Here is a 26,929-nt window from a genome sequence, read left to right on the forward strand (position 1 = left end):
CGACTTAAGAATAAGAGATGCGCCCGAAATTCCGATCAGCCATGCATTCATGTGGCAGCAATTGCATTAACACCTCGTTCATCGGCATTAATTTCATAGCTGACACATTCTCGCCGCAATTGGGCGGCATATTTCTTCGCAACGCACAACGAAAGGCCGGCCGTCGCCGGCGGTGCGCCGGGGGGCAAACCCGCTCCCGGAGCACTGAAGTCTCGTTACCCTGGAGGGCACCATGACCGATTTCCTCGCTTTCGCCGGACGCCTCATTCGCAACACCATGGCCCGCACCGCCATCGTCAGCGAAGAAGAGTACCTCTCGGACGCCACCGACCGGATCGACCTCGAGCTGAAGATGCGCGAGTACGACCGCATGCGCGGCAACCGTCAGGTCTACCTCGGCGGCTCCGCCACCCTCTGAGCCCGACGCGGCTCCGCCGCGTCCCGTTCGATCCGCGCGGCCCGGCCGCGCGATGATCGCCAGCGCGGATCTCCCGCGCCGAGATCCGACCGCGCGGTTCGCCCGCGCCGTCATGGGATGGTCCCGAGACCCGCTCCGGGTCGGCGCCGCCCGCCGTTTTCGCGACCCGTCCGTTCCGCCTTTCTCGGCGGCGGGCGGGTCGTGACGTTTCGACGCTCCGACCGGGCTCGACGTCGCCGCCGATCCGGGCACAGTCACACGCTCCCAACGGAGTTCGCCGATGTCCGATTCGCCCCCCGACCAAGCCCCCGTCATCCGCACCATCGCCATGCCCGCCGACACCAATCCGGCCGGCGACATCTTCGGCGGCTGGCTGATGGCCCACATGGATCTCGCCGCCGGCAGCGTGGCGACGCGCCGGGCGCGCGGCCGCGCCGCGACGGTGGCGGTCGAAGGCATGGCCTTCCTCAGTCCGGTGGTGGTCGGCGACGAAGTGAGCTTCTACGGCACGATCGTCGCGACCGGCCGCTCCTCGGTGAAGATCCTGATCGAAGCCTGGCGCCGCAAGCGCGAGGACGAGGGCTCGGTCAAGGTGACCCAGGCGGTGTTCACCTTCGTGGCGATCGGCGAAGACCGCCGCCCGCGGCCGCTGCCGCCGCTCTGACGGGCCAAGCGGTACCTGGGCGGCGCCTGCGAGGGCGCGCCTACCCGCCGGCCATCAGCCGCTCGGCGGCCGCCCGGGCTTCGGCGGTGATCTCCTCGCCGGACAACATCCGGGCGATCTCCTCGCGCCGCGCCGCCCGCTCCATCCGCACCACCCGCGTGGCGACGCGATCGCCGATCGGCGTGCCGTCGCCGTCGGTGACCGGCTCCTTGGAGATCAGGAAATGGGTGTCGGCGCGCGCCGCCACCTGCGGCGCATGGGTCACGCTCATCACCTGGACCCGCTCGGCGAGCCGCGCCAACCGCTGGCCGATGGCGCCGGCCACCGCCCCGCCGACCCCGGTATCGATTTCGTCGAAGATCAGCGTCGGCGCCGAGCCGCGATCGGCCAGCGACACCTTCAGCGCCAGCAGAAACCGCGACAGCTCACCGCCCGAGGCGACCTTCATCATCGGCCCGGCGCGCGTGCCGGGATTGGTCTGGACGTGGAACTCGACCCGGTCGAGACCCTCGGGCCCGGCCTGCCGCTCGGGCTGCTCGAACGCCACGATGAACCGCGCCCGCTCGAGCCGGAGCGCCGGCAGTTCCGCAGCCACCGCCGCCTCGAGCCCGACCGCCGCCGCAGCGCGGGCGACGGAGAGCTCGCGCGCCAGCTTCAGATAGGTCGCCTCGCCCGCCGCCGCCGCCGCCTCGAAGGCCGCGAGCTTCTCCTCGCCGTGGTCGAGGTCGGCGAGGTCGGCGGCCATGCCGTGGCGCAGCGGCACCAGCGCGTCGACCGTGCAGGAATGCTTGCGCGCCGCCGCTCGAAGCGCGAACAGCCGCTCCTCGGTGCGCTCCAACTCGCGCGGATCGAAGTCGGCCGCCCGCAGCGCCACTTGGAGCGCGCCGCGCGCCTCCTCGAGCAGGTCGAGCGCCGCGCCCATCGGCTTCAAGACCGCATCGGGCAGGCCCGGCACCAGCGACGCCTTGCGCTCCAGCCCGCGCATCACCCCGACGATCGACGAGATCGGCGAATGCGAGCCGTCGAAGGTGTCGACCGCCTCGGCGAGATCGCCGGCGACCTTTTCCGACTGCATCATGCGATGGCGCGACGCCGCGAGTTCGACCTCTTCGCCCGCCGCCGGCGCCAGCCGGTCGAGCTCCTCGAGCGAGGCCCGGAGATAGTCGGCCTCACGCCGCGCCGCGTCGATCCGGGCGAGATGGCCGTCGCGCACCTCGACCGCCCGCCGCCACGCCCGCCACGCCGCGCCGACCGCCGTCACCGCCCCCTCGAGCCCGCCGAAGGCGTCGAGCAGCCGCCGATGGGCACGCTCGTCGATCAGCGCCCGGTCGTCGTGCTGGCCGTGGATCTCCACCAGGAGCTCGCCGACGTCGCGCAACAGGCTGGCCGAGACCGGCGAATCGTTGAGGAAAGCCCGCGTCCGGCCGTCGGCGGCCTGGATCCGGCGGGTGATGATCTCGCCGTCGTCGGTGATGTCGTTGTCGGCGAGGAGCTTGCGCACCGGGTGGTCGGCGGCGACGTCGAACACCGCCGTGACCTGCCCCTGGGCCACGCCCTGGCGTACCAGCCCGGCGTCGCCACGCCCCCCCAGCGCCAGCGCCAGACTGTCGAGCAGAATCGACTTGCCGGCGCCGGTCTCGCCGGTCAGCACCGTGAGCCCTCTCGAAAAATCGATTTCGAGCCGCTCGATCAGAACGATGTCTCGGATCGACAGGGCGGCGAGCATGGGCTTCGATGATTCTCCGATGGGGTCGGGGCGGACGATAGCCGCAACGAGAACGAATCGGAACCCCTGCCCGGCACGACCGCCGTGCGGATCAGAACAGCTTCACGTTGACGAAAGCCTTGGAGATCCAGCTGCCGGTGTCTTCGCCCGGCTCGTAGCCGCCCTTGGCGAGAAGCGCGTAGCTGTCCTTGTACCAGGGACTCTCGGGGAAGTTGTGGCCGAGCACGGCGGCGGCGGTCTTGGCCTCGGGCACGATGCCGAGCGCGTAGTAGCACTCGACCAGACGCGCCAGCGCCTCCTCGACGTGGCGGGTCGTCTGATAATCCGACACCACCGACTTGAACCGGTTGATCGCCGCCAGATACTGGTGCTTGGAGAGATAGAAACGGCCGACGTCCATCTCCTTGCCGGCAAGCTGGTCCTTGACCAACAGGATCTTCTTGCGGCCGTCCTCGGCATAGGGCGAGGTCGGGTACTTCTGGATCAGCTCGGCATAGGCCTCGAGTGCGCTGTTGGTGCGCTGCTGGTCGCGGCTGACCTCGGGGATCTGGCGATAATAGCTCTCGGCGACCAGATACTGGGCATAGGCCGCGTCGGGGCTGGTCGGATACATCGTGACGAAGCGCTGCGCCGCCTGGATCGCGTCGGTGTAGGAGCCGCGCTGGAACTGGGTGTAGGCCTGCATCAGCACCGCCTTCTTCCCATAGGTGGAATAGGGGTGCAGCCGGTCGACGTCCTCGAACTTCTTGGCCGCCTCGGCGCGCTTGCCGGCTTCCAGGTTGATCAGGCCCTCGTTGTAGAGCTGATCGGCGGGCGTCGTGTCGAGCACGTCGTCCTTGGTGGACGAACAGCCGGCGAGCATCGCCGCCATCACCGCCACGCACGAAACCCGCCGCAGCGCGCCACGGATCGTCGTTCCGCCCACGCGCCTCATCGAAGTATCCTTGACCGCCACTTCGCCCACCCTGCGTAGAACTCGCTGTCCCGAACGCCGTCAGGCGGGCCGGGCTCGACCGTCGCGAGCCGCCGCGACGCCCGCAGGACGTTCTAGCGTGCTCGCAAGACCACGTCATCTTCGTCGACGCCGTTTGGTCCGAATTTGTGGCGGAGGCGCTGCCGGGACGACGTTTCGGGTTTCCCGAAGTGTCCGGTGGCCGGCATCGGCGGTCGCACGACCGCCGCGTGGGGACTGACGCCTCAGGCGACTTCGGCGCTGTAGGCCGGAGCGACCATGCCGAGCCCGAGTTCGGCGGCCGAGGAGGCGCCGCGCGGGGCACCATCGACCAGCATCCAGGCCGAGGCGTCTTCGAGCAGGGCCTTGAGGGTCAGGTAGTTGAGCTTGTGGCCGCCGCGGTAGGAGCGGTAGCGGCCGAGCAGCGGCGCACCCGACAGGGCGAGATCGCCGATCGCGTCGAGCAGCTTGTGACGGACGAATTCGTCGGTCCAGCGCAGGCCTTCCGGGTTCAGCACGCGATCGTCCTGGATCGCCACCGAATTCTCCAGGCTCGAGCCGCGGCACAGGCCCATCGGCAGGAGCTTCTCGAGGTCGCGGACGAAGCCGAAGGTGCGGGCCCGCGCGACGTGCTTGCGGAAGGTGGTGGGGGTCAGATCGAGACCGATCGACTGGCGACCGATCACCTGTTCGGCGAAGTCGATGGTGACCTCGTAGCGCGAACCGGCGTAGGGCGTGAGCTCGGCCCAGGCCTTGCCGTTCTCGACGCGGACGGGCTTCAGCACCTTGATGTAGCGACGACGCGACGACTGGGTGACCAGGCCGACCTGATCGATCGCTTCGATGAAGTCGCCGGCCGAGCCGTCCATCACCGGAACTTCGCCGCCGTCGATCTCGATCACCAGATTGTCGATCGACAGGCCGCGCAGCGCCGCCATCAGATGCTCGATCGTCGCCACCGAGGCGTCGCGCGGATCGCCGACCATGGTGCACAGGTCGGTCGCCGAGACGAACTTCCAGAAGGCGGGGATTTCGACGTCGCGACGCTTGGACAGTTCGGTGCGGAGGAAGACGATGCCGGTGTCGGTGTCGGCGGGATGGAGGTTGAGGGAGACCGTGTCGCCGCTGTGAACGCCTGTTCCCACGATACGGATCGTCTCGGCGATCGTGGTCTGGTAGTTCACGGAGCTGCGCGCCATCGTCTTCACCTGTCTGCCCGAGACCCGCCCGAAGGCCGATCGCGAGGAGAGAAATTTACGCCCGGGAGAGCGCGGATAAGGCAGGACGGACCTCCTCGGGAGAGCTCCGAAACACGATCCCGAGGGGTCGTGCGTCCTTGCGAGGGTGAAGGTAACCATCGTCGCACTTAAAACAAAATCACTCTTGGTTACACATTGTTACCACATGAAAAATTCCAAAAGCCGTTAACGATCAATTAATTGGTACGCCTTGTCGGAAATGCGACGGGGCCCGCCACACGCGTGACGGGCCCCGCTTCATGACCACGTTCGGGTCGTTTCGATCAGTTCGCCTGACGCCGCAGGAAGGCCGGGATCTCGAGCTGATCCTCTTCCGAAGCCCGCGTCTGGGCCGGCTGGCGACCCATCGGGTCGAGCTGGCCGGCGGCCGGGCGATGGCTGGTCTCGACCGGCGGACGCGGGGCCGGACGCTTGGCGAATTCCTCGTGACCGGCCGGACGATAGCCGTAGGTCTCGCGCGCCGCCGGCACCGGGGTGAAGGTCGGCTCGCGGGCGGTCGACGGGGCGGCATGGGCCGGCTCTTCGTCCTCGCGACGGCCGAGGCCGTGGGCGAGGCGCTTCAGCAGGCTCATCGGCCGGCGCTCGTCGTCGGCGGCGGGCTCCTCGTGGCTCATCTGGCGCTGGGCGATCGGCGGAAACTCGTCGACCCGGGGCATCCGGGCGGCCGAGGCCGGCCGTTCGGCGGTCGGCGGAATGTAGGGCCGGCGATCGACCTGGGGCTCGGGCCGCGCCATCGGCTGCTCGAGCTCCTGGATCGGATCCTGATGGGCGAAGGCCTGCGGCTGCGGCTCGTAGCGCTGGATCGCCACCGCCGGGTCGTGGGCGGCGTAGGTCACCGGCGCCGCCGGTTCGGCGACCACCGGAGCCGGGGCCGGGGCCGGCGCGACCGGTGCAGGGGCGACGATCTCGGCCTTGATCTCGGCTTCGATGCGGGCCGCGACCATGTCGCGCAGCATCTCGTCGCTGGACGAACGCGCCGGAGTCGGCGCGGGCGCCGGGGCGGCGGCGGCGCGCTGCGGCTCGAGCACGGCGGGAACCGGGCGGCCGGCGGCACGCAGGCGGTTGGCGAGATCGGCCATCCGCGCTTCCTGCGGCGTCGGCATCACCACGCGGCCGTCCTGATCGATCCCGGTGGCGACCACCGAGACGCGGACCACGCCTTCCAGGCTGTCGTCGAAGGTGGCGCCGAGGATGATGTTGGCGTCCGGGTCGACCTCTTCGCGGATGCGGGTGGCGGCTTCGTCGACTTCGAACAGGGTCAGGTCCTTGCCGCCCGAGATCGAGATCAGCACGCCCTTCGAGCCCTTCATCGAGGTCTCGTCGATCAGCGGATTGGCGATCGCCGCTTCCGCCGCCTGCAGCGCGCGCTTCTCGCCGGACGATTCGCCGGTGCCCATCATCGCCTTGCCCATGCCGCGCATGATCGAGCGCACGTCGGCGAAGTCGAGGTTGATGAGGCCTTCCTTGACCATCAGGTCGGTGATGCAGGCGACGCCCGAATAGAGCACCTGGTCGGCCATCGCGAAGGCGTCGGCGAAGGTGGTGCGCTCGTTGGCGATCCGGAACAGGTTCTGGTTGGGGATGACGATCAGCGTATCGACGGTCTTCTGCAGCTCTTCGATACCCGCGTCGGCGACCCGCATGCGCCGCTGACCCTCGAACTGGAAGGGCTTGGTGACGACGCCGACCGTGAGGATGCCGAGGTCGCGCGCCGCCTTGGCGATCACCGGCGCCGCGCCGGTGCCGGTGCCGCCGCCCATGCCGGCGGTGATGAACACCATGTGGGCGCCGGTCAGGTGATCGTTGATCTCGTCGATCACCTCGTCGGCGGCCGCCCGGCCGATCTCCGGCATCGAGCCGGCGCCGAGACCCTCGGTGACCGCCACACCCATCTGGATGATGCGTTCGGCCTTCGACAGGGTCAGCGCCTGGGCGTCGGTATTGGCCACGACGAAGTCGACGCCCTTCAGCCCGGCCTGGATCATGTTGTTGACGGCGTTGCCGCCGGCCCCACCCACGCCGAAAACGGTGATCCTCGGCTTCAGCTCCCGAATGTCGGGCATCTTGAGATTGAGCGTCATGGCATCCTCACAATATCACCACCCGCGGCGCCGGGCGGACTGTCCGTCTTCCAAGATGGAACCGCCGGGCCGCCCGAAGGCGCCCCGCCGACCTCACCAACTCTCTTTCAACCACTGCCCGACGCGGGTGATGTAGCCACCCCCCGCCCCGACCATCGAACGACGCTGATGGCGCATGTCGAACTGCTCGATCTGCGACACCTGCGGATAGATCAACAGGCCGACGGCGGCCGAGTAGGCCGCCCCCTTGGCCGCCTGCGGCAGCCCGGCGATGCCGAGCGGCCGTCCGAGACGGACGTTGCGCCCGAGAATGCGGCGCGCCACCTCGACCATGCCGGTGAGCTGGCTCGCTCCCCCGGTCAGGACCACGCGCTTGCCGACCCGGCCGGCGAAGCCCGAGGCGGCGAGGCGATCGCGCACCAGTTCCAGAATCTCTTCGACGCGCGGCCGGATGATCCGGGTCAGCGCGCCGCGCGGAACGTTGACGACGTCGTGGCGATCGACCCCGACCGACGGCACGCCGATCACTTCGTGATCGTCCGACGAGGTGGCGAGCGCCGAGCCGTGCAGCGTCTTGATGCGTTCGGCATCGGCGAGCCGGGTCGACAGGCCCTGCGCGATGTCGGTGGTGACGTGATGGCCGCCGACCGCCAGGGCGTCGACGTGGCACAGCGCGCCGTCGGCGAAGATCGCCATCGAAGTGGTGCCGCCGCCCATGTCGACGCAGGCGACCCCGAGTTCGCCCTCGTCGTCGACCAGCGTCGACAGGCCGGAGGCATAGGGTGTGGCGACGATCGTCTCGACTTCGAGATGACAGCGGTTGACCGCGAGTTCGAGATTGCGGACCGGAGCCGACTCCGCCGTCACCACGTGCATGTCGACCGACAGTCGGGTCCCCAGCATCCCGCACGGATCCTTGATGCCCCGCGAGCCGTCGAGCGCGTAGCCGATCGGCAGCGAATGCACCACCGACCGATCGTCGGTGACCGAATGGGTGCCGCCCGCCGAGAGCACACGCTGGATGTCCGCTTCGTCCACTTCCGAACCGGCGACGTCGACGTTGGCGCGGAACACCTCGCTGCGCGGACGTCCCGCGGTGAGGTTGAGGATAAGTGATTCGATGGTCAGACCTGCCATACGTTCCGCAGCGTCGACCGCCAGACGGATCGATTGTTCGGCCTCGTCGAGATCGATCACCGCCCCCGACTTCATGCCGCGCGACCGCTGCATGCCGTAGCCGAGCACCGTCACGTCATGGGTCCGCCCCGGCAGGACCTTGCCCGGCGCCCGCGGCGTCAGCTTGGCGATCAGGCAGGTGACCTTCGACGAACCGACGTCGAGCACCGAGACGATCGTCGCCCGGCGCCCCGACAGCGGCCGCATCCGCGGCACCATGTGTTCGCCCGGGGGCTGCCTCACGTGTCGGCCCCCTTCTTCTTGGCGCCCGACTTGACGCGCATCTGTTCGCGGCGGATCTCCGCGGCGGCGTCAGACAGGCGCACGAACAACCGATCGGAGACGCGCAGGTCGACCGCCACCAGATCGCGCTCGAGCAGCTTCTTCGACTGCTGCAGATCGGCGACGCGGGCGAGCGCCCCTTGCGGATCCTCCTCCGGCAGCAGGATCTCGATGCCGTCGACGGTCATCAGGTTCCACCGCCGCTCGGCGACCAGCACCGCGGCGCGGATCTTCGGCCGCAGGCTCGGCGCGGCGTTCATCAGGGCGACGGCTTCTTGCACTCGGGCATTGGCCCCGGCCCCGACCACCAGCGGCAGGCCGGCATGGCGGGTCTGGATCACGTCGGCCATCACCGCCCCGGAGCGATCGACCACCTTGACCCGGCCGTCGTCCTGCCACAGGGCGAAGGGCAGCCGTTCGGTCAGATCGACCACCACGCGGTTGGGATAGAGCTTCTTGACGGTGACGTCGGCGACCCAGGGGATCTCGGCGATGCGCTGGCGGGCCTGCTCGGCGTCGAGCATGGCCAGCGATCCGGTCCGCGCCGCGTCGATGCGGTCGGAGATTTCGGTCGAATCGGCTTCCGACAGGCCGCGGATCTCGATCGAGGTGATCGCGAAGCCGAGGCCCGAAGCGAGAGCGTCGACGGTCGGGCGCCATTCGCCCGACAGCACCAGGCCATAGCCGCCCCAGGCGCCGAGGAAGGCGAGCGCCGCGAAGGTGCCGGTCATCGGCTTGAGGGAACCCAGCACCGCATCGCCGCGTTCGGACCAGCGTCGGAACGTGCGGACCCACCGGCGCCACCGGAACCCCGCATCCTGCGGAAGGTCCTGCGACACCTGGGTCCGGCTCACGTACCGCCGCCCGGTCATCGATTGCAACTCGCGTCCTCCACCAACCATGCGACCAGATCCTCGAAGGACAGGCCGGAATATGCCGCCATGTCGGGTACCAACGACGTCGCCGTCATGCCCGGCTGGGTGTTCACTTCGAGACAGACCAGTTCGCCGGTCCCTTCGGCGTCGAATCGGAAGTCGGCCCGCGACACGCCGCGACAGCCGAGCGCTCGATGCGCGCCTACCGCCAGCATTTGGACCTCTTGGTAAATATCTGGTAAAAGTCTGGCCGGAAGGATGTGGAGAGACCCCCCTTTCCGGTACTTCGCATCGAAGTCGTAGAAGGGCAGTGTCTCATTGGGCACGATCTCGATGATGCCCAGCGCGCGCTCCTCGCCGGGCGCCCCCATCACCGCGCAGGTCAGTTCCATCCCGGCGACGAAGCTCTCCACCAGCACCCGGTCGCCGTAGGGCCAGTCCTCGCGCAAGAGCTCCTGCGGCGGGTGGGTGCGGTCGGCCTTGACGATGATCACCCCGAAGGACGAGCCCTCGGCCACCGGCTTGACCACATAGGGCGGCGGCAGCACGTGCTCTTTCGCGGCGGCGAAGCGGTCGACCACCACCCCGCGCGCCGTCGGGATGCCGACCTGGGCGAGGACCAGCTTGGCCTTGTCCTTGTTCATCGCCAGCGCCGAGGCGAGGACCCCGGAATGGGTGTAGGGGATCTGCAGGGTCTCGAGCATGCCCTGGACCGCCCCGCCCTCGCCCCAGCTGCCGTGCAGCGCATTGAAGGCGACGTCGGGTCTGAGCGCCTCCAGGGTCGCGTAGATGGCCTTGTCGACGTCGACCCGGGTGACCCGATAGCCCTTGGTCTCCAGCGCCGTGGCGCAGGCCTCGCCCGACCACAGGCTGACCTGCCGCTCGCTGTCCCAGCCGCCCATCAGGACGGCGACGTGTTTTCCGCTCATGAGACGTCTCACCTTCTCTGTCCGGCCGCGAGGCGCGGCACGGGCGGGCCCCTCCGGACCCCGGAATCCCCGAGCGACGGCGCCGCCGAGCCTTCGGCGGACGCCCCTTCGGGTTACGCAATTTCGGATACCGACGACGCGCGGAACCGGGAACGCCGGCGAGGCTCGGCCCCGCCGGAGCCCTCAGGCTCCCAGGAAGGGGGCGATCTCGCGACCGGGTGCGAACACGCCGAGCCGCTTGATCTCCCAGTCGAGGCGGATGCCGGCGGCGGCGAGAACCCGCGCCCGTACCGTCTCGCCGAGCAATTCGATGTCGTAGGCCGAGGCGTCGCCTTCGTTGATCAGGAAGTTGCAGTGCATCGGCGACACGTGGGCGCCGCCGACCGTCAGGCCGCGGCAGCCGGCCGCGTCGATCACCTGCCAGGCCGAGGCCCCGGGCGGATTCTTGAAGGTCGAGCCGCCGGTCTTGGAGCGGATCGGCTGCGCCGCCTCGCGATGCTCGACGACCTTGTCCATCTCGGCCTTGATCGCCTCCGGATCGCCGGGCGTGCCCTCCATCACCGCGGAGAGGAAGATCAGATCGTCGGGCGCGCCGCAGTGGCGGTAGGACCAGGCCATGTCGGCCTTGGACAGGGTCAGGATCTCGCCGGCCCGGTTCATCGCCCGGACTTCGATCACCTGCGCCGAGGTCTCGCCGCCGTTGGCGCCGGCGTTCATCCGGAGCGCCCCGCCGATGCCGCCGGGAATGCCGAAATAGAAGGCGAAGCCGGCGATCGCCGCATCGAGGGCCGCCCTCGCCACCTGCTTGTCGGCGATCGCCGCGCCGATCTCCAGCCGCGAACCGCCGATCGGCCGCGCGCCGCCGAAGCCCTTCTGCGACAGCCGGATGGTCACGCCGGGCACCCCGCCCTCGCGCACCAGCAGGTTCGAGCCGAGGCCGACCAGGGTGATCGGCACCTCGGCCGGCAGGCGGCGCAGGAAGTCGGAGAGATCCTCGGCGTCGGCCGGCTGGAAATAGAGTTCGGCATTGCCGCCGACCCGGAACCAGGTGGTGTCGCCCAGCGCGAAGCCGGGCAGCAGCGCGCCGCGGACCTCCGAAGTGTCGAGACGCGAGATCAGGTCGGTGGGGCTCATCGCCGGTGCTTCCGAGTGGCCCCGCGACCGCCGGAAGCGGCCCGACGGAGCGGAGGACGGGTCAGTCGGCGGCCGCCAACTGCTTGGGCAGGGCATAGGCCCATTGGGTGATGTTGCCGGCGCCGAGGAACACGACGTAGTCGCCGTCGCGGGCCTGGGCGCGGATGATCTCGGGGATCTGATCGGGCCGCTCCAGCGGCGTGACGTTGCGGTGGCCGCGGCCGCGCAGGCCTCCGACCAGCGCATCGCGGCTCGCCCCGACGATCGGCGCTTCGCCCGCCGCATAGACGTCGGCGACCAGCACCACGTCGGCATCGTTGAAGGCTTGGCAGAATTCCTCGAACAGCGAGGCGAGGCGCGAATAGCGATGGGGCTGCATCACCGCGAACACCCGCCCGCCCTTGCCTTCGCCGGCCACCGCCGCCCGCGCCGCGGCGAGCACCGCCAGGATCTCGACCGGATGGTGGCCGTAGTCGTCGAAGATCTGGATGCCGTTCCACTCGCCGACCGGCGTGAAGCGCCGCTTGACCCCGGTGAAACCGGCCAGCCCCTTGCGGATCGCCTCCGCGGCGATGCCGAGCTGATCGGCGACCGCCACCGCGGCGGTGGCGTTGGCGATGTTGTGGATGCCCGGCATGTTGACGACGAGGTCGGTGATGGTCTTCTCGGTGCCGGCGATGCGGTCGCGGAACTCGACGTCGAACTTCGACTGACGCCCGGCCGCCACCACGTTGGTGTAGCGCACGTCGGCCTGACGGTTGGCGCCGTAGGTGACGATCCGCCGGTCCTCGATCTTGCCGACCAGCGCCTGGACGTCCGGATGATCGAGGCACATCACCGCGAAACCGTAGAACGGCACGTTCTCGACGAAGTGCTTGAAGGCGTCCTTGACCTTGTCGAAGGTGCCGTAGTGGTCGAGGTGCTCGGGATCGATGTTGGTGACCACCGCGATGTCGGCCGGCAGCTTGACGAAGGAGCCGTCGCTCTCGTCGGATTCGACCACCATCCACTGGCCGGCGCCGAGCCGGGCATTGGTGCCGTAGGCGTTGATGATGCCGCCGTTGATCACCGTCGGGTCGAGCCCGCCGGCGTCGAGCAGGGCGGCGACCATCGAGGTCGTGGTGGTCTTGCCGTGGGTGCCGCCGACGGCGATCGCCGACTTGAAGCGCATCAGCTCGGCCAGCATCTCGGCGCGCCGCACCACCGGCAGCAGGCGCGAACGCGCCGCCACCAGCTCGGCGTTGTCCGGCTTGATCGCCGAGGACACCACCACCACCCGCGCTTCGCCGAGATTGGCCGCGTCGTGGCCGACCGCCACGGCGATGCCCTTCTCGCGCAGACGCTGGACGTTGGCGTTGTCGGCGACGTCGGAGCCCTGGACCTTGAAGCCCAGGGTATGGAGCACTTCGGCGATGCCGCTCATGCCGATGCCGCCGATCCCGACGAAATGCACGGGGCCGATGGTGGAGGGCATCTTCATGGGGTCGTTCCTCGTCTCGCGCGCCGTCCGGCCGAGCCGGCCGCGTCGCGCCTGTCCTTCGACCGAGTCGCCCGCGGCGAGTCGGTCCCACACATGAGGTTTTTCAGGATTTCGCGGGTCGCGCAACTGCTGCCGCCGATCGCAGCCGGCGCGACCGCCGATCGTGGCGCGCCCCGGCCGTCGGCGCTCAGCCGACCGCCGCCGACACCGGCCGCGGCTTGGGCGGACGCCGGTCGAGGACCTGCGAGCCCGCGGCGATCGCCGCCGCCGCCAGCGCCAGCGCCGCCCCGACCAGCGGCAGGCGGTCGTAGGTCAGGCCGAGTTCGAGCGCCGCGCCGCCGATCCAGGCGCCGCCGGCATTGCCGAGGTTGAAGGCGCCCTGGTTGAGGGTCGAGGCGAGGTTGGGCGCGGCCGAGGCCGCGGTGATCACCCGCATCTGCAGGGGCGAGCCGAGCAGGAAGCCGAGCACCCCCCACAGCGCCACCGCCGCGATCGCCGCCACCGGCTGATGGCCGGTGATCGCGAAGGTCGCGAGCAGCACGGCGATCGCCACCAGGGTCCAGATGATCGTGCCCATCGGATGGCGATCGGCGAGCCGCCCGCCGAGCGCATTGCCGAGCGTCGTGCCGACCCCGAACACCAGCAGCGTCCAGGTCACCGAGGCGATCGGCAGGCCGGCGACGTCGGTCAGGATCGGTTTGATGTAGGTCAGCACCGCGAACATGCTGGCCGAGGCGACCACCGTCACCGCCATGCCGAGCCACACCTGGGGCTGGCCGAGCACCCGCACTTCGCGCATCAACCCGCCGCCCGCCATGCCCGGCAGGCCGCGCGGCACCCAGATCGCCACCGCCGCGACCGATGCGACGCCGATCCCGACCACCCCGAAGAACGCCACCCGCCAGCCGTAGACGCCGCCGAGCGCCGTGCCCGCCGGCACGCCGAGGATGTTGGACAGCGTCAGGCCGGCGAACATCAGGGCGATGGCGCTGGCCCGCCGGTTGGGCGCCACCAGATTGGCGGCGACCACCGCGCCGATGCCGAAGAAGGCGCCGTGGCCGAAGGCGGTCAGCACCCGCGCGCCCATCAGCAGCCAATAGCTCGGCGCCAGGGCGCAGGCGAGATTGCCGATCACGAACAGGCAGGTCAGCGCCACCAGCACCGGCTTGCGCGCCATCCGCGCGGTCAAGACCGCCAGGATCGGCGCCCCGATCACCACCCCGAGCGCATAGCCGGTGACCAACTGCCCGGCGTCGGGGATCGACACGTGCAGATCCGCGGCGATCTCCGGCAGGAGCCCCATGATCACGAATTCGGTGGTGCCGATGCAGAAGGACGCGACGGCGAGAGCGAACAACGGCAAGGGCATGGCGACCAACTCGCGGGGCTTTGTGGCGGAGGATGGAGTGGACGCGGCACACCGCCCGACGGCGCGACGCGTTCTCAGTATCTCTGCTTATCGCCCTTGGGAGTAGGCCGCGCCACGCGACGTTGCCCTGCGCCGAGCGGGACTCAGCGCCGCGCGGCCGCGACCTCTTCGACCAGATCGGCGAGGCGCTGCACCGCATCGGGGCGGCCCGCCGCCCGCGCCGCCGCGGCGGCGTCGATCAGTTGCTCGGGGTCGGCCATCGCCTTGGTCAGTTCCTCGGCGAGCCGAGCCGGCGTCAGTTCCGCCTGACGGATCGGCCAGGCGCCGCCGGCGGCGGCCAGCACCGCGGCGTTGGCCGCCTGATCCTGGTCGAGCGCGCCGGGCAGCGGCACCAGGATCGACGGCCGGCCGATCACCGACAATTCGCCGACGCTCGACGCGCCGGAGCGGCAGACCACCAGATGCGCCCCGGCGATCCGCGCCGGCAGATCGATGAAGAACGGCGCCACTTCGGCCGCCACGCCGATCTGCGCGTAGGCCTCGGTCACCGCCGCGGCGTCTTCGGCGCGGGCCTGCTGCACCACCTGGAGCCGGGCGCGCACGTCCGGCGCCAACAGCGCCACCGCCGGCGGCACCGCTTCGGAGAAGAACCGCGCCCCTTGGGATCCGCCGAACACCAGAAGCCGGAAAGTGCCGTCGAGGCTCGGCGCCGCATAGGGCACCCGCGCCGCCGAGATCACCATGTCGCGCACCGGATTGCCGGTGTGCACCGCCTTGGCGCGCAGCGCCGGCCGCATCAGGCCGGTCGCCGGGAACGACAGGGCGATCCGCGTCACCCGCGCCGCCAGGACCCGGTTGGCCCGGCCCATCACCGCGTTCTGCTCGTGCAGGATGGTGGGGATGCGCGAAAGCTGCGCGGCGATCAGCGGCGGGAAGGTCGGATAGCCGCCGAAGCCGATCACCACCTGCGGCCGGATGCGGCGGACGAGGCGCAGCGCCTGGATCGTGCCGCGCACCAGCGCCGTCACGGTGCGGGCGATCGCCAGCGGCCCCCGCCCCTTGAAGGTCGCGGAATCGACGATGTTGATCGCCCGCGCCGGGAAGGCCCGCCCGTAGCGGTCGGCGCGTTCGTCGGTGGCCAGTTCGACCACATGGCCGCGCCGGCCGAGTTCGGCGGCCAGCGCTTCGGCCGGAAACAGGTGGCCGCCGGTGCCGCCGGCGGCGATCAGGATGGTGTGGGTCATGGTCGTTCGATTCTTCCGCTGTCGGCGAGGGACCCGTGTCGGGTCACTCGGCCGGGGCCGGCTCCCCCGCCGGCTCGATCTGGATCGGCGCCGAGAACCGCGTCGCCTGCGGCCGCCGACGGGTGAGCGCGATCAGGCAGCCCATCTCGAAGGCGATGGCCAGCAGCGACGAGCCGCCGTAGGAGATGAACGGCAGCGTCATGCCCTTGGCCGGCATCAGCTGCAGGTTCACCGCCATGTTGATCCCCGACTGGACGCCCACCAGCACGACCAGACCGACGATCGCATAGCGGATGAACGGATCCTCCTCGCGGGTCGCATGCGACAGGCCGCGGAACACGATCCAACCGAAGATCCCGGCGAGCAGGGCGCAGACCAGGAGCCCGAACTCCTCGCCGACCACCGCGAAGATGTAGTCGGTGTGGCTGTCGGGCAGCAGACGCTTGACCGTGCCCTCGCCCGGTCCGCGGCCGAACCAGCCGCCGTTGAGGAAACTGTCGTGGGCCTGCTGCGCCTGATAGCCGTCGGCGGTCATCGGGCCGCCGTGGCCGCGACCGGCATCGTGGGCGAGGAAGCGGTTGATGCGGGCATGGACGTGCGGCACGAAGGTATAGGCCGCCCAGCCGCCGCCGACACCGATCCCGCCGAGCCCGAGGATCCACCACATCGGCATGCCGGCGACGAAGAACACCGCGCCCCAGGCCGCGCCGGTGAGGATCGTCTGGCCGATGTCCGGCTGGGCGATCAGCAGCGCCTCGACGCCGATGAAGCCGAGGATCGCCAGGATGTTGCCGGGCAGGTCGTGGCGGCGCTGCTGTTCGGCGAACAGCCAGGCCGAGAGGATGATGAAGGCCGGCTTGACGAATTCCGACGGCTGGATCGAGAAGCCGAGCAGGGTGATCCAGCGCCGCGCGCCCTTGACCTCCTGCCCGAAGAACAGCACCGCGACCAGCAGCACGATCGCGCCGGCGAACACCACCAGGGCGCTGCGCCGGACCATCCGCGGCGAGAAGAACGACACGGTGAACAGGATCGGCAGGGCCATGACGAAGAACACCGCATGGCGCTTGACGAAATAGAAGCTGTCGGAGGCGCCGATGCGCTCGGCCACCGCCGGCGACGCGGCGAAGGACAGGACCAGGCCGCCGACCAGCAGGATCAGCGACGCCGCCACCAGCGTGCGGTCGACGGTCCACCACCACGACGCGAAGATCGAACGATCGGTGCGATTCATGTGGCTGCGGCCCCCCCGTCGTCGAGGCCCGGCAGGGCCGCCACCAGGGCGCGGAAACGATCGCCGCGCTGTTCGAAGTTCTTGAACTGGTCGTAGGACGCGCAGGCCGGCGACAGCAGCACCACCGGCTCCGCCGCATCGTCCGCGGCCGCAGCCACCGACGCGAGCTCCAGCGCCCGCTCCATCGTCTCGGCGCGCACGAAGTCGACGCGGCCGTCGAGGGTCTTCGCGAAGGCGTCGGAACTCTCGCCGATCAGATAGGCCCGGGCGATCTTGGGGAAGAAGCCGTCGAGCGCGGCGATGCCGCCGGCCTTGGGCTTGCCGCCGACGATCCAGTGGATGCGGTCGAAGCTCGCCAGCGCCTGGGCGGTGGAATCGGCGTTGGTCGCCTTGCTGTCGTTGACGAACAGCACCCGGCCGCGCCGCCCGACCGTCTCCATGCGATGGGCGAGCCCGGGGAACGAGGCGAGACCGCGGGCGATGGTCGCGGGATCGAGCCCCAGCGCCAGCGCCGCGGCACTCGCCGCCGCGGCGTTCTGGGCGTTGTGGCGACCGCGCAGGGACCCGATACCGGCGAGATCGGCAATCCGCCGGCGCGTCCCCCCGGTCGCTTCCCAGATCACCCCGCCCTCGGCATGGACGCCGTCGGCGAGCCGATGCACCGCCGAGATCCGCACCACCTTGTGGCCTTCGCTGGCGATCAGATCGGCGATCGCCGCCGAGGGTTCGTCGTCGACCCCGACCACCGCGATCCCCGCCGCCTCGATCAGCCGTTCCTTGATCTTGGCATAGGCCGCGAAGGTACCGTGGCGATCGAGATGATCGGGCGACAGGTTGGTCAGGATGCCGATCGACGGATCGACGCTCGGCGCCAGATCGATCTGGAACGACGAGCACTCGACCACATAGGCGCGCTCCGGCGCGAAGGTCTCGAGCGACAGCACCGGCCGGCCGATGTTGCCGCCCATCTCCACCGGGCGTCCCGCCGTGGCGATCAGATGGGTCAGCAGCGCCGTGGTGGTCGATTTGCCGTTGGTGCCGGTGATCGCCACGAAGGGCGACTTGGGCGAGCGGACGTGACGTTCGATGGCGAACAGTTCGATGTCGCCGAGGATCGGCACATGGGCGTTGCGGGCGAGATCGACGGTCCAATGGGGCTTCGGATGGGTCAGCGGCACCCCCGGCGCCAGGATCAGGGCGTCGAGTTGGCGCCAGTCGAGCTCGTGCAGCTCGCGCAGTTCCAGCCCCGCCGCCGCCGCGGTGGCGCGCGCGCCCTCGGCGTCGTCCCAGCCGATCACCCGGGCGCCACCGGCGACCAGCGCCGCGGCCGTCGCCAGCCCCGAGCCGCCGAGCCCGAACAGCGCCACCGTGCGATCCCGAAAGCCTTCCACCGCGATCATCGTCTCACCTCAGCTTCAGCGTCGACAGGCCGATCAGCGCCAGCACCACGGCGACGATCCAGAAGCGGATCACCACCTGGGCCTCCTTCCAGCCGAGTTGCTCGAAATGGTGATGGATCGGCGCCATGCGGAACACCCGCTTGCCGGTCATCTTGAAGCTCGCCACCTGGATCACCACCGAGGCGGCCTCCAGCACGAACAGGCCGCCGACGATCGCCAGCACGATCTCGTGCTTGATCGCCACCGCCACCGAGCCGAGCAGCCCGCCGAGCGCCAGCGATCCGGTATCGCCCATGAAGATCGCCGCCGGCGGCGCGTTGAACCACAGGAAGCCGAGGCCCGCTCCGACCACCGCCCCCAGCACCACCGCCAACTCGCCGGCGCCGGCGACGTGGTTGATGTTGAGATAGGCGGAGTAGTCGACACGGCCGGTCAGATAGGCGATCGCCGCGAAGGTCGCCGCGGCGATCATCACCGGCACGATCGCCAGTCCGTCGAGCCCGTCGGTGAGGTTCACGGCATTGCCGAAGGACACCACCACGAAGGCCCCGAACACCACGAAGGCCCAGCCGAGCTCGAGGAAGAAATCCTTGAAGAACGGGAAGGCCAGCGCCATCGGGTGCGACGAGCGGCTCGCCCACACCATCACCACCACCGCCAGACCGGCGATGACGAACTCGAAGGCCAGGCGCTGGCGCCCGGAAAAGCCCATGTGGCTCTGCTTGGTGACCTTGAGATAGTCGTCCCAGAAGCCGATCGCCCCGAAGCCGAGGGTCACCGCCATCACCACCAGCACGTAGACGTTGGACAGATTGGCCCACAGTAGCGTCGAGACCACCAGCCCCGACAGGATCATCAGCCCGCCCATGGTGGGCGTGCCCTTCTTGGTCAAGAGATGCGAGGCCGGCCCGTCTTCGCGGATCGGCTGGCCCTTGCCCTGCTTGACCTTCAGCGTGGCGATGATCGCCGGCCCGAACAGGAACACGAACAGAAGGGCGGTGAGGAGCGCGCCGATCGTGCGGAAACTCTGATACCGGAACAGATTGAACAGGATGAACCGGTCGGAGAGTTCGCCCAGGACGTAGAGCATCGGTCGTTCCTTCCTCGTCAGAGGTCGTCGCTCTTGGCGCGGGTGGAGGAATAGCGGGCCTTCAGCGCCTCGACGATCGGCCCCATGCGGCTGCCGAACGAGCCCTTGACCATGATCGCGTCGCCCGGCTGGACCGCGGCGAGCAGCGTCGCCTCGATCTCCTTGGCGGTGGCGGCATGCGCCCCCTGCATGTCCGGCGGCAACTCGTGCCACAGGGCGTGCATCAGCGGGCCGGCGAGATAGCAGCGGTCGATCCGCGCCGCGGCGAGCACCCCGGCGAGCTCGGCGTGCAGCCGCTCGCCCCGCGAGCCGAGCTCCAGCATGTCGCCGAGCACCGCGATGCGCCGCCCCTTGAGGCCGACGTCGGCATGGCCGAGCAGGTCGATCGCCGCCCGCATCGAGGCCGGATTGGCGTTGTAGCTCTCGTCGATCAGCATCGCCTCGCCGTGGCCGAGGTGCAGCACGTGGCGTTCGCCGCGGCCCTTGGGCGGGGTCATCGCCGCCAGCGCCAGCCCGGCGCGGGCGAGATCGGCGCCGACCAGCACCACGCAGGACAGCACCGCCAGCGAGTTGCGCACCACGTGGCGGCCCGGCGCGCCGATCTTGTAGGTCAGCGCGTGACCGAGGACGTCGGCCATCACCGTCGAGGATTCGGCCTGCAGCGACATCTGCACCACATGGGTCTCGCAGGCCGGCGTCCGCCCGAAGCGGACCACCCGGGCGCCGTGCGCGAGCGCCGCCTCCACCAGAATCGGGGTCTGGTCGATGTCGCCGTCGATCACCGCCGCGCCGCCCGGCTCCAGGCCGTCGAAGATCTCGGCCTTGGCCTCGGCGATGGCGTCGACGTCGCGGAAGAACTCGAGATGCACCGGCGCCACGGTGGTCACCACCGCGACGTGCGGGCGCACCAGATGGGCGAGCGGAGTGATCTCGCCGGCGTGGTTCATGCCGATCTCGAAGATCCCGAAGGCGCAGTCGGCCGGCATCCGGGCGAGCGTCAGCGGCACCCCCCAGTGATTGTTGTAGGAGGCGACCGACGCATGGGTCTTGCCCTGTTCGGACAGGACGTGGCGCAGCGCTTCCTTGGTCGAGGTCTTGCCGACCGAACCGGTCACCGCGACGATGCGCGCATTCGTCCGGGCCCGCGCCGCGCGACCGATGGCGCGCAGCGCCTCGAGCACGTCGTCGACCACCAGATAGCGCCCGTCGGCGGGCAGTTCGGCGAGCCGCGCCTCGGCCACCACCGCCAGCGCCGCACCGCGCTCCAAGGCCGCCGGCACGAAGTCGTGGCCGTCGCGGCTGTCGCCGAGGATCGCGAAGAAGGCTTCGTCGCTGTCGATGGTGCGGCTGTCGATCGAAATGCCGTGGACTTCGGCACGGGGACTCCCGACGACGCGGCCGCCGGTGGCGGCGACCAGGGCGTCGAGGGTCCAGAGGGCGGCGGTCATCGGGGCTTGTCCTCGAGGGCGGCGACCACGCAGTCGTGGTCGGAGAAGGGGTGCACCGTCTTGCCGACGATCTGGCCGGTTTCATGACCCTTGCCGGCGACCATCAACACGTCGTCGGCGCCGAGCATGGCGATCGCCCGGCGGATCGCCTCGCCGCGGTCGCCGATCTCGATCGCCCCGGGGGCCGCCGCCAGGATGGCGCGACGGATCGTCGCCGGGTCTTCCGAGCGCGGATTGTCGTCGGTGACGATCACCACGTCGGCGGCGCGCGTGGCGATCTCGCCCATCAGCGGCCGCTTGCCGGGATCGCGATCGCCGCCGCAGCCGAACACCACCACCAGCCGGCCGCGGGTCGAGGGGCGGAGTGCCGCCAGCGCCTTCTCCAGCGCATCGGGCTTGTGCGAATAGTCGACGAACACCGGCGCCCCGAGGGCGGTGCGGCCGGCGAGGTCGAGCCGTCCCGGCGCGCCCTTGAGATGTTCGAGCGCCGCCAGCACCGCGCCGGCCGGCGAGCCGGTGGCGATCGCCAGCCCCGCCGCGACCAGGGCGTTGGAGACCTGGAAGGTGCCGATCAGCGGCAGCGCCACTTCGTGGGCGAGCCCGTCGACGGTGATCCGCAGGCGCTGGACCTGGCCGTCGCGCCGCGCCGCCACCAGCCACAGGCCGGTGCCCTCGCGCCCGACGGTGAAGGGCTCGCGCCGCGCCGTGACCGCCCGCGCGGCGACCCGCTTGGCGTCGGGCCCGTCGGCGTCGATCACCACCGCGCCGCCCCACGGCACCAGCACTTCGAACAGCCGCATCTTGGCGTCGAAATAGGCCTCGAGGCTGGGGTGATAGTCGAGATGGTCGCGCGACAGGTTGGTGAAGGCGCCGGCGGCGATTCTGAGCCCGTCGAGGCGATGCTGGTCGAGCCCGTGCGAGGAGGCCTCGATCGCCACATGGGTGACGCCGTCGGCGGCGAGTGCGGCGAGATCGTGGGCGAGGTCGACCGGATCGGGGGTGGTCAGGCTGCCGTAGCGCGCACCCTCCGGACCGATCACCCCGATCGTACCGATCGACGCGGCGCGCAGGCCGACGCGGGTCCAGATCTGGCGCACGAAGTCGGCGACCGAGGTCTTACCGCTGGTGCCGGTGACCGCGACGATGGTCGCCGGCTGGGTTCCGTAGAAGCGCGAGGCGGCGATCGCCAGGGCGCGGCGCGGTTCGACGCTGCGCAGCACCGGCACGTCGAGCGTCCCGACCTCGGCGGCGCGGGCGGCGAGCACCGCCACCGCCCCGCGCGCCACCGCGTCGGCGACGAAGCGGGCGCCGTCGTCGCGGGCGCCGGCCAGCGCCACGAACAGGAAGCCGGGGCCGACCTTGCGGCTGTCGGCGGAGAGCCCGAGAATCTCGGGATCGGATCCCGGGGCGGGGTCGACCTGTCCGGCGGTGAGTTCGCTGAGGCGCATCTGTCCACACCCTTCTGCGTCGGCGGCCGGCGACGGCCGACGCGCGACGATCAATTGGAGGCGACCGCCGGTCTCGGCTGGTCGTAGCGCGGCATCACCCCGAGCATCGGCGCGATGCGGCGGATGATGCCGCCCGCCGCCGACGCCGCGTTGAGGCCGGCGGTGGCCGGTCCCTCGCCGCCGGCTTCCGCCTTCGGCTCGTCCAGCACGGTCAACACCAAGTAGCGCGGATCGTCCATCGGAAATGCGGCGAGGAACGAGTTGAACCGCTTTCCGGCGTTGTAATGGCCGTGTTCGATCTTTTCCGCCGTGCCGGTCTTGCCGCCGACCCGGTAGCCCGGAACCGCCGCCTTCGACCCGGATCCGCCGGTGCCCGAGGTGGCGTTCTGAAGAAACAGATAGCGCATCTTGTCGCTGGTTTCGGGGCGAATCACCTGCACCGCGAGCCGATCGGCTTCCTCCGGCGTGCGCGGGAAGAAGGTCGGGGGCATCAGACGGCCGCCGTTGATCATCGCCGCACCGGCGATCGCCGTGTGCATCGGCGTCACCGAGATGCCGTGGCCGAAGGCCATGGTCGCCGTCGACACGTCCGAGAGGCCCTTGGGCACCAGCGGCGCAGCGACTTCCGGCAGTTCGGTGTCGATCCGCTTGAGCAATCCCAGCCGTTCGAAGAAGGCGCGTTGCGCCTGCGACCCGACCCTGAGCGCCATCCGCGCCGAACCGTTGTTCGACGAATAGAGGAAGATCTCGGTGACCGACAGCGGATGGCCCTTGGAATGGAATTCGCCGATGCGTTGCGAGCCGAACTGCAGCGGCGTGACGTCGAAGGTGTCGGTGAGTTTGACCTTGCCCGAATCGAGCGCCAACCCCGAATTGAAGGTCTTGAACACCGAGCCCATCTCGTAGACGCCGGCGGTCGCCCGGTTCATGTTCTGCTTCTCGAGCGCCTGCTCGGGATGGTTCGGATCGAAGTCCGGCACCGAGGTCATCGCCACGACTTCGCCGGTGCGCACGTCGAGGACGATGCCGACCGCCGCCACGGCGCGGAAGCGGGCCATCGCCTCCAGCATCTCGTCGCGCACCACGTGCTGGACGCGCAGGTCGATCGACAGCCGCCGCGGTTCGATGCCGCGGTCGGGCACGATGCCGAGATTGCGCAGTTCGACCAGCCCCATGTCCTGGTCGATGGTCTTCTCGATGCCCGAAATGCCCTGATTGTCGACGTTGACGGTGCCGAGCACGTGACCGGCGGTGGCGCCGCCCGGATAGAAGCGCCGGTTCTCGTCCATGAAGCCGATGCCGGGGATCCCCAGGCGAAAGATCTTGGCGCGCTGTTCGGGCTTCAGCTCGCGCCGCAGCCAGACGAAGCCGGTCTTGCTGGCGAGCTTGCGCCGCACGCTGTCGTCGCCGCGCATCTCCGGGATCACCGAGGCCAGCGCCTCGACCGCCTCGTCGACGTCGAGGATGCGCTTGGGCTCGGCATAGAGCGACGACGACTTGACGTCGGTGGCCAGCACCTCGCCGTTGCGGTCGACGATGTCGGGCCGCGCCGTCGAGATCTGGGCGCGGGCGCTGTCGAGCGCCGCGGTATGGTCGTCGCTGGCCATGCCGAGACCGATCAGCCGCAGCACGATCGCCGCATAGATCCCGGCGAAGCCGAGCCCGGCGACCAGGATGCGCCCGCGCGACTCCGACTGGGTGCGGGCCGCCCGCACCTCCGGATGTTCCGCGCCGGTCCGCTCTTCCGGGGCCCCGTCGATCGTCGCCGTCGTCATCGCACCACCTTGACCTGGGGCGCGTCGCCCGTCGGAACGATCGTTCGCGGCACCAGTTGCATCGGCGCCGCGGGATTGGCGACCGTCGTCGCCGGCTTGCTCGACCCCACCCCGGCACCTGCGCCGGGGCTGCGGGTCGGCGGCAGCCGGTCGACCAGCTTACCGATCGATCCGGTGCGTTCGATCGGCTTGTCGGGCTGGGCCAGCCGGATCGAGCCGCGCGCCGCCGGTTGGGCGCTGTCGGCCGGCGGCATCACCGGCTTGAACGGAATGTCGTCGATGGTGCCGATCTGGGTCGGATCGAGCGGATCGAGCTCGAGATAGCTGCGATAGCGGGTCGCCAGGTCCTGCAGGCGCTTGGGCTGATTGAGCAGGCTCCACTCGGCCTTGAGCGTCGCGGTGGCGTCGCGCTCGGCCTCGATCTTGCGCGTGATCCGGCTGAGCTTGGCGGTCGCCCGCTCCGCCTCGTACTTGAAGTCGTAGACCACGCCGGCCCCGACCAACATGGTGGCGACGAGCAGGATGTTGATGGTGCGCAGCATCACCGCCCTCCCCGCTTCATCGGATCGACCCGCGGCAGCCCGAGGGCGGCGGCATCGACGTCGCGGGCCGGGGCCGCGGTGCGTCGACCGGCCCGCAACTTGGCCGAGCGGGCGCGCGGATTGTCGGCGATCTCGCCTTCGCTCGCCGCCTCCGCCCCGTCCGAGGCCGCCTCGAAGGTCGCCGGCGCCACCGTGACCCGCGGCGCATGGCGCGAGCCACCGGCCTCGCTGCGGCAGCGATCGGCGAAGAAGCGCTTGACGATGCGGTCCTCGAGCGAATGGAAGGTCACCACCACCAGCCGCCCGCCGGGCTTCAGCGCCCGTTCGGCGGCGGCCAGCGCCCGCACCAACTCGCCGAGCTCGTCGTTGACGTGGATGCGCAGCGCCTGGAACACCCGCGTCGCCGGATGGATCTCGTGGGGCTTGGCCCAGATCACCGTCTGGACCACCTCGACCAACTGCCCGGTGGTGACGAAGGGGGCCTTCGCCCGCGCTTCGACGATGGCGCGCGCCACCGATCCGGCGCGCTTCTCCTCGCCGTAGACCCGGAAGATATGGGCGAGCGTGCCGACGTCGGCGGTGTTGACCACATCCGCCGCGGTCTCGCCGGCAATCGCCATGCGCATGTCGAGCGGCCCGTCGGCGCGGAACGAGAAGCCGCGCTCGGCGCGGTCGAGCTGCATCGACGACACGCCGATGTCGAGCACCACCCCGTCGACGGCGTCGAGGCCGAGGGAGGCGAGATGCTCGTCGAGGTCGCCGAAGGCGCCTTCGACCAGCCGCAGCCGTCCGTCCGCCGCCGCGACCATCGCCGCGCCGGCGGCGATCGCCGTCGGATCGCGATCGATCGCCACGACCTCGGCGCCGCTCGCCAGGATCGCCGACGTATAGCCGCCCGCCCCGAAGGTGCCGTCGACCAGCACCTCGCCGGCGCGCGGCGCGAGATGCGCCAGGACTTCGTCGAGCATCACCGGCCGATGGGGCCGGTCCGTCGCGTCCGCTTCGGTCATGCCCCGCCCTCCGTCGCCGGCAGGCCGGCCAGCAACCGCTCCGCCGCGACCCGCGCCGCGGTCTCGAAGACCGCGAAGCGCGAGGGCTCCCAGATCTGGAAACGGTCGCCGAGACCGACGAAGACCATCTCCCGGTCGATTCCGGTCGCATCGCGGATCCATTCCGGCACGCTCATGCGGCCCTCCGGATCGACGCCGATCGCTTCGCTCTGGCCGAGCAGGGTCGTCGCCAAGGCGGTGTGGGCAGGAGAGAACAACGGGAAATCGGCGAGCCGGGCGTCGATCGCCGCGATCAGCGCCCGTCCGCCCGCCTCGATCGCCGGATGACCCAGCGCGCGCAGGCAGAACGGCCCGTCGAGCCGGTCGGCGGCGAGCACCGCCCGGAACGCCGCCGGCACCGAAACCCGCCCCTTGGCGTCGATCCGTTTGGCATGGCGTCCGAGAAACCGTTGCATCATCGACCTCGGTTGTCCCGCCGCGCCCCACCCGATCGGCCGCACCGACGGCCGACGTCGACGCACCGACACGCGCCGAATGGGCGCTGCGGCGTTCCGTCGAAAGCGACGATGGCAACGGGATGTCTTGGGATAACATGGGATCTCATGGGACGCCAACGAAACCACGGCGCCACGCCGACCGCGTCGCGCCTGACCGCCATTGAAACTCTTTTAGGGTTAACTGCCCGTTTACGAGCCGGACGGGACGCCCGGGCGTGGCCGGGAAACCACGGCGGCCGCGCTCGCTCACCCGGGCGGTCGACGCTGCGAGCGTCGCCGGCCGGGTGAGGAGAAAGGGCCAGTCGGCCTGTAAGCCGGGTTCTGTATGGCGGGGTTTCCCCCACGTGGCGGCCATTCGTCTGGGACGCCCATTGCTGGACGCCTCGCGCAACCAACCCGGGCGACTGGTCCGGAAAAGACCGGAACTCTTTCGAGCCCGCGCCGCCCCTATTCGGTCTTGCTCCCGGTGGGGTTTGCCGTGCCGTCCCCGTTGCCGGGTCCGCGGTGGGCTCTTACCCCACCTTTTCACCCTGACCTCGATCGAACCGATGCCCTTGCGGCCACCGCTTCCACCCTTGCGGACGGGACGACGCGAACGCCGTCCGGACCGAGGCGGTCTGTTTTCTGTGGCACTGTCCCTGAGGTCGCCCTCGCCGGGCGTTATCCGGCACCGTCTTTCCGTGGAGCCCGGACTTTCCTCCCCGCGCCTCTTTCGAGACCCGGAGCGGCCGCCCGGCCGACTGGTGGGGATCTTCTGAGGCCTCCCGCCGCCGCGGTCAAGGGCGCGCGCGGTGCGGGGTGCGCGGCAGCGAGGGGTGTACGCAGGGCGGAGCGTGCGCCGGCGGTGAGGGCGTCCCGTGGATCGGCCACGGGCGCCCCCCCTTCTCCCCTCGTGG

22 protein-coding genes and 1 other RNA gene are annotated in these 26,929 nt (G+C 70.2%); 2 read left to right on the forward strand and 21 right to left on the reverse strand.

Annotated elements, in window-relative coordinates; genetic code table 11:
- Positions 1-232 precede the first annotated feature (232 nt).
- Together EYW49_RS08345 and EYW49_RS08350 are read left to right on the forward strand one after the other, a co-directional pair.
- Positions 233-418, forward strand: a complete 186-nt coding sequence (locus EYW49_RS08345; RefSeq protein ID WP_131308139.1) for a hypothetical protein — start codon at positions 233-235, stop codon at positions 416-418.
- A 280-nt stretch (positions 419-698) separates the two neighbouring features.
- Positions 699-1,082 carry an acyl-CoA thioesterase gene (locus tag EYW49_RS08350; protein WP_131308141.1) on the forward strand — a complete coding sequence of 128 codons (384 nt, stop codon included), beginning with the start codon at positions 699-701 and terminating at the stop codon, positions 1,080-1,082.
- A 40-nt stretch (positions 1,083-1,122) separates the two neighbouring features.
- Here the strand turns inward: EYW49_RS08350 and recN are convergent, their stop codons facing one another.
- The 21 genes from recN to rnpB all read right to left on the reverse strand — a co-directional run bounded on the left by recN (position 1,123) and on the right by rnpB (position 26,777).
- A complete protein-coding gene (recN, locus tag EYW49_RS08355; RefSeq protein ID WP_131308143.1) occupies positions 1,123-2,808 on the reverse strand; it encodes a DNA repair protein RecN in 1,686 nt (561 codons plus the stop codon).
- Positions 2,809-2,899: 91 nt separating this feature from the next.
- Positions 2,900-3,742: an outer membrane protein assembly factor BamD gene (locus EYW49_RS08360; RefSeq protein WP_131308145.1), complete on the reverse strand. Its 843-nt coding sequence runs from the start codon at positions 3,740-3,742 to the stop codon at positions 2,900-2,902.
- A 263-nt stretch (positions 3,743-4,005) separates the two neighbouring features.
- Positions 4,006-4,959: a UDP-3-O-acyl-N-acetylglucosamine deacetylase gene (lpxC, locus tag EYW49_RS08365; RefSeq protein WP_131308147.1), complete on the reverse strand. Its 954-nt coding sequence runs from the start codon at positions 4,957-4,959 to the stop codon at positions 4,006-4,008.
- 323 nt (positions 4,960-5,282) lie between these two features.
- Positions 5,283-7,100, reverse strand: a complete 1,818-nt coding sequence (gene ftsZ, locus EYW49_RS08370) for a cell division protein FtsZ (protein ID WP_131308149.1) — start codon at positions 7,098-7,100, stop codon at positions 5,283-5,285.
- A 93-nt stretch (positions 7,101-7,193) separates the two neighbouring features.
- A complete protein-coding gene (gene ftsA / locus EYW49_RS08375) occupies positions 7,194-8,495 on the reverse strand; it encodes a cell division protein FtsA (protein WP_131308478.1) in 1,302 nt (433 codons plus the stop codon).
- Between the two features lie 20 nt (positions 8,496-8,515).
- Positions 8,516-9,310: a cell division protein FtsQ/DivIB gene (locus EYW49_RS08380; RefSeq protein WP_165498181.1), complete on the reverse strand. Its 795-nt coding sequence runs from the start codon at positions 9,308-9,310 to the stop codon at positions 8,516-8,518.
- 116 nt (positions 9,311-9,426) lie between these two features.
- Positions 9,427-10,362, reverse strand: a complete 936-nt coding sequence (locus EYW49_RS08385) for a D-alanine--D-alanine ligase (protein ID WP_131308153.1) — start codon at positions 10,360-10,362, stop codon at positions 9,427-9,429.
- Positions 10,363-10,545: 183 nt separating this feature from the next.
- Positions 10,546-11,496 carry a UDP-N-acetylmuramate dehydrogenase gene (murB, locus tag EYW49_RS08390; RefSeq protein ID WP_131308155.1) on the reverse strand — a complete coding sequence of 317 codons (951 nt, stop codon included), beginning with the start codon at positions 11,494-11,496 and terminating at the stop codon, positions 10,546-10,548.
- 61 nt (positions 11,497-11,557) lie between these two features.
- The gene (gene murC / locus EYW49_RS08395; protein WP_131308157.1) at positions 11,558-12,976 is read right to left on the reverse strand and encodes a UDP-N-acetylmuramate--L-alanine ligase; all 1,419 of its coding nucleotides are present in this window, start codon (positions 12,974-12,976) and stop codon (positions 11,558-11,560) included.
- A 187-nt stretch (positions 12,977-13,163) separates the two neighbouring features.
- Positions 13,164-14,345, reverse strand: coding sequence for an MFS transporter (locus tag EYW49_RS08400; protein ID WP_131308159.1), 1,182 nt, complete (start codon positions 14,343-14,345; stop codon positions 13,164-13,166).
- Positions 14,346-14,488: 143 nt separating this feature from the next.
- Positions 14,489-15,589 (reverse strand): undecaprenyldiphospho-muramoylpentapeptide beta-N-acetylglucosaminyltransferase, encoded by a 1,101-nt coding sequence (gene murG / locus EYW49_RS08405; RefSeq protein ID WP_131308161.1) that lies wholly within the window; start codon positions 15,587-15,589, stop codon positions 14,489-14,491.
- Between the two features lie 43 nt (positions 15,590-15,632).
- A complete protein-coding gene (ftsW, locus tag EYW49_RS08410) occupies positions 15,633-16,823 on the reverse strand; it encodes a putative lipid II flippase FtsW (protein ID WP_131308163.1) in 1,191 nt (396 codons plus the stop codon).
- Entirely contained in the window at positions 16,820-18,223 is a 1,404-nt protein-coding gene (gene murD / locus EYW49_RS08415) for a UDP-N-acetylmuramoyl-L-alanine--D-glutamate ligase (protein WP_131308166.1), read from the reverse strand. Before murD ends, ftsW begins: the two co-directional genes overlap by 4 nt.
- A gap of 4 nt (positions 18,224-18,227) precedes the next feature.
- Positions 18,228-19,313 carry a phospho-N-acetylmuramoyl-pentapeptide-transferase gene (mraY, locus tag EYW49_RS08420; protein WP_131308169.1) on the reverse strand — a complete coding sequence of 362 codons (1,086 nt, stop codon included), beginning with the start codon at positions 19,311-19,313 and terminating at the stop codon, positions 18,228-18,230.
- Positions 19,314-19,330: 17 nt separating this feature from the next.
- Positions 19,331-20,761 carry a UDP-N-acetylmuramoylalanyl-D-glutamyl-2,6-diaminopimelate--D-alanyl-D-alanine ligase gene (locus tag EYW49_RS08425; RefSeq protein WP_131308172.1) on the reverse strand — a complete coding sequence of 477 codons (1,431 nt, stop codon included), beginning with the start codon at positions 20,759-20,761 and terminating at the stop codon, positions 19,331-19,333.
- A complete protein-coding gene (locus tag EYW49_RS08430; RefSeq protein ID WP_131308175.1) occupies positions 20,758-22,209 on the reverse strand; it encodes a UDP-N-acetylmuramoyl-L-alanyl-D-glutamate--2,6-diaminopimelate ligase in 1,452 nt (483 codons plus the stop codon). The genes EYW49_RS08425 and EYW49_RS08430 overlap by 4 nt, the downstream gene beginning before the upstream one ends.
- A gap of 50 nt (positions 22,210-22,259) precedes the next feature.
- Complete coding sequence (locus tag EYW49_RS08435; RefSeq protein ID WP_206365422.1) at positions 22,260-23,984, reverse strand: peptidoglycan D,D-transpeptidase FtsI family protein; 1,725 nt, start codon at positions 23,982-23,984, stop codon at positions 22,260-22,262.
- Positions 23,981-24,526 (reverse strand): cell division protein FtsL, encoded by a 546-nt coding sequence (ftsL, locus tag EYW49_RS08440; RefSeq protein WP_131308178.1) that lies wholly within the window; start codon positions 24,524-24,526, stop codon positions 23,981-23,983. Before ftsL ends, EYW49_RS08435 begins: the two co-directional genes overlap by 4 nt.
- Entirely contained in the window at positions 24,526-25,536 is a 1,011-nt protein-coding gene (gene rsmH, locus EYW49_RS08445; RefSeq protein WP_131308181.1) for a 16S rRNA (cytosine(1402)-N(4))-methyltransferase RsmH, read from the reverse strand. The genes ftsL and rsmH overlap by 1 nt, the downstream gene beginning before the upstream one ends.
- Complete coding sequence (locus EYW49_RS08450; protein WP_165498182.1) at positions 25,533-25,991, reverse strand: division/cell wall cluster transcriptional repressor MraZ; 459 nt, start codon at positions 25,989-25,991, stop codon at positions 25,533-25,535. The genes rsmH and EYW49_RS08450 overlap by 4 nt, the downstream gene beginning before the upstream one ends.
- 336 nt (positions 25,992-26,327) lie before the next feature.
- Positions 26,328-26,777, reverse strand: an RNA gene (gene rnpB, locus EYW49_RS08455) — RNase P RNA component class A.
- Positions 26,778-26,929: the final 152 nt, after the last annotated feature.

The sequence above is a fragment of the Siculibacillus lacustris genome, assembly GCF_004328075.1.
In the GTDB taxonomy this organism is placed as follows: domain Bacteria; phylum Pseudomonadota; class Alphaproteobacteria; order Rhizobiales; family Ancalomicrobiaceae; genus Siculibacillus; species Siculibacillus lacustris.

Bases quoted from the DNA above. Each gene is read 5' to 3' on its own strand.
- mraY (WP_131308169.1), bottom strand. From the start codon at position 19,313: ATGCTCTACGTCCTGGGCGAACTCTCCGACCGGTTCATCCTGTTCAAT.
- EYW49_RS08450 (WP_165498182.1), bottom strand. From the start codon at position 25,991: ATGCAACGGTTTCTCGGACGCCATGCCAAACGGATCGACGCCAAGGGG.
- EYW49_RS08435 (WP_206365422.1), bottom strand. From the start codon at position 23,984: ATGACGACGGCGACGATCGACGGGGCCCCGGAAGAGCGGACCGGCGCG.
- murG (WP_131308161.1), bottom strand. From the start codon at position 15,589: ATGACCCACACCATCCTGATCGCCGCCGGCGGCACCGGCGGCCACCTG.
- EYW49_RS08430 (WP_131308175.1), bottom strand. From the start codon at position 22,209: ATGCGCCTCAGCGAACTCACCGCCGGACAGGTCGACCCCGCCCCGGGA.
- ftsA (WP_131308478.1), bottom strand. From the start codon at position 8,495: ATGGTGCCGCGGATGCGGCCGCTGTCGGGGCGCCGGGCGACGATCGTC.
- EYW49_RS08400 (WP_131308159.1), bottom strand. From the start codon at position 14,345: ATGCCCTTGCCGTTGTTCGCTCTCGCCGTCGCGTCCTTCTGCATCGGC.
- ftsL (WP_131308178.1), bottom strand. From the start codon at position 24,526: ATGCTGCGCACCATCAACATCCTGCTCGTCGCCACCATGTTGGTCGGG.
- lpxC (WP_131308147.1), bottom strand. From the start codon at position 4,959: ATGGCGCGCAGCTCCGTGAACTACCAGACCACGATCGCCGAGACGATC.
- EYW49_RS08360 (WP_131308145.1), bottom strand. From the start codon at position 3,742: ATGAGGCGCGTGGGCGGAACGACGATCCGTGGCGCGCTGCGGCGGGTT.
- recN (WP_131308143.1), bottom strand. From the start codon at position 2,808: ATGCTCGCCGCCCTGTCGATCCGAGACATCGTTCTGATCGAGCGGCTC.
- EYW49_RS08350 (WP_131308141.1), top strand. From the start codon at position 699: ATGTCCGATTCGCCCCCCGACCAAGCCCCCGTCATCCGCACCATCGCC.
- murB (WP_131308155.1), bottom strand. From the start codon at position 11,496: ATGAGCCCCACCGACCTGATCTCGCGTCTCGACACTTCGGAGGTCCGC.
- EYW49_RS08385 (WP_131308153.1), bottom strand. From the start codon at position 10,362: ATGAGCGGAAAACACGTCGCCGTCCTGATGGGCGGCTGGGACAGCGAG.
- murD (WP_131308166.1), bottom strand. From the start codon at position 18,223: ATGATCGCGGTGGAAGGCTTTCGGGATCGCACGGTGGCGCTGTTCGGG.
- EYW49_RS08345 (WP_131308139.1), top strand. From the start codon at position 233: ATGACCGATTTCCTCGCTTTCGCCGGACGCCTCATTCGCAACACCATG.
- EYW49_RS08425 (WP_131308172.1), bottom strand. From the start codon at position 20,761: ATGACCGCCGCCCTCTGGACCCTCGACGCCCTGGTCGCCGCCACCGGC.
- rsmH (WP_131308181.1), bottom strand. From the start codon at position 25,536: ATGACCGAAGCGGACGCGACGGACCGGCCCCATCGGCCGGTGATGCTC.
- murC (WP_131308157.1), bottom strand. From the start codon at position 12,976: ATGAAGATGCCCTCCACCATCGGCCCCGTGCATTTCGTCGGGATCGGC.
- ftsW (WP_131308163.1), bottom strand. From the start codon at position 16,823: ATGAATCGCACCGATCGTTCGATCTTCGCGTCGTGGTGGTGGACCGTC.
- ftsZ (WP_131308149.1), bottom strand. From the start codon at position 7,100: ATGACGCTCAATCTCAAGATGCCCGACATTCGGGAGCTGAAGCCGAGG.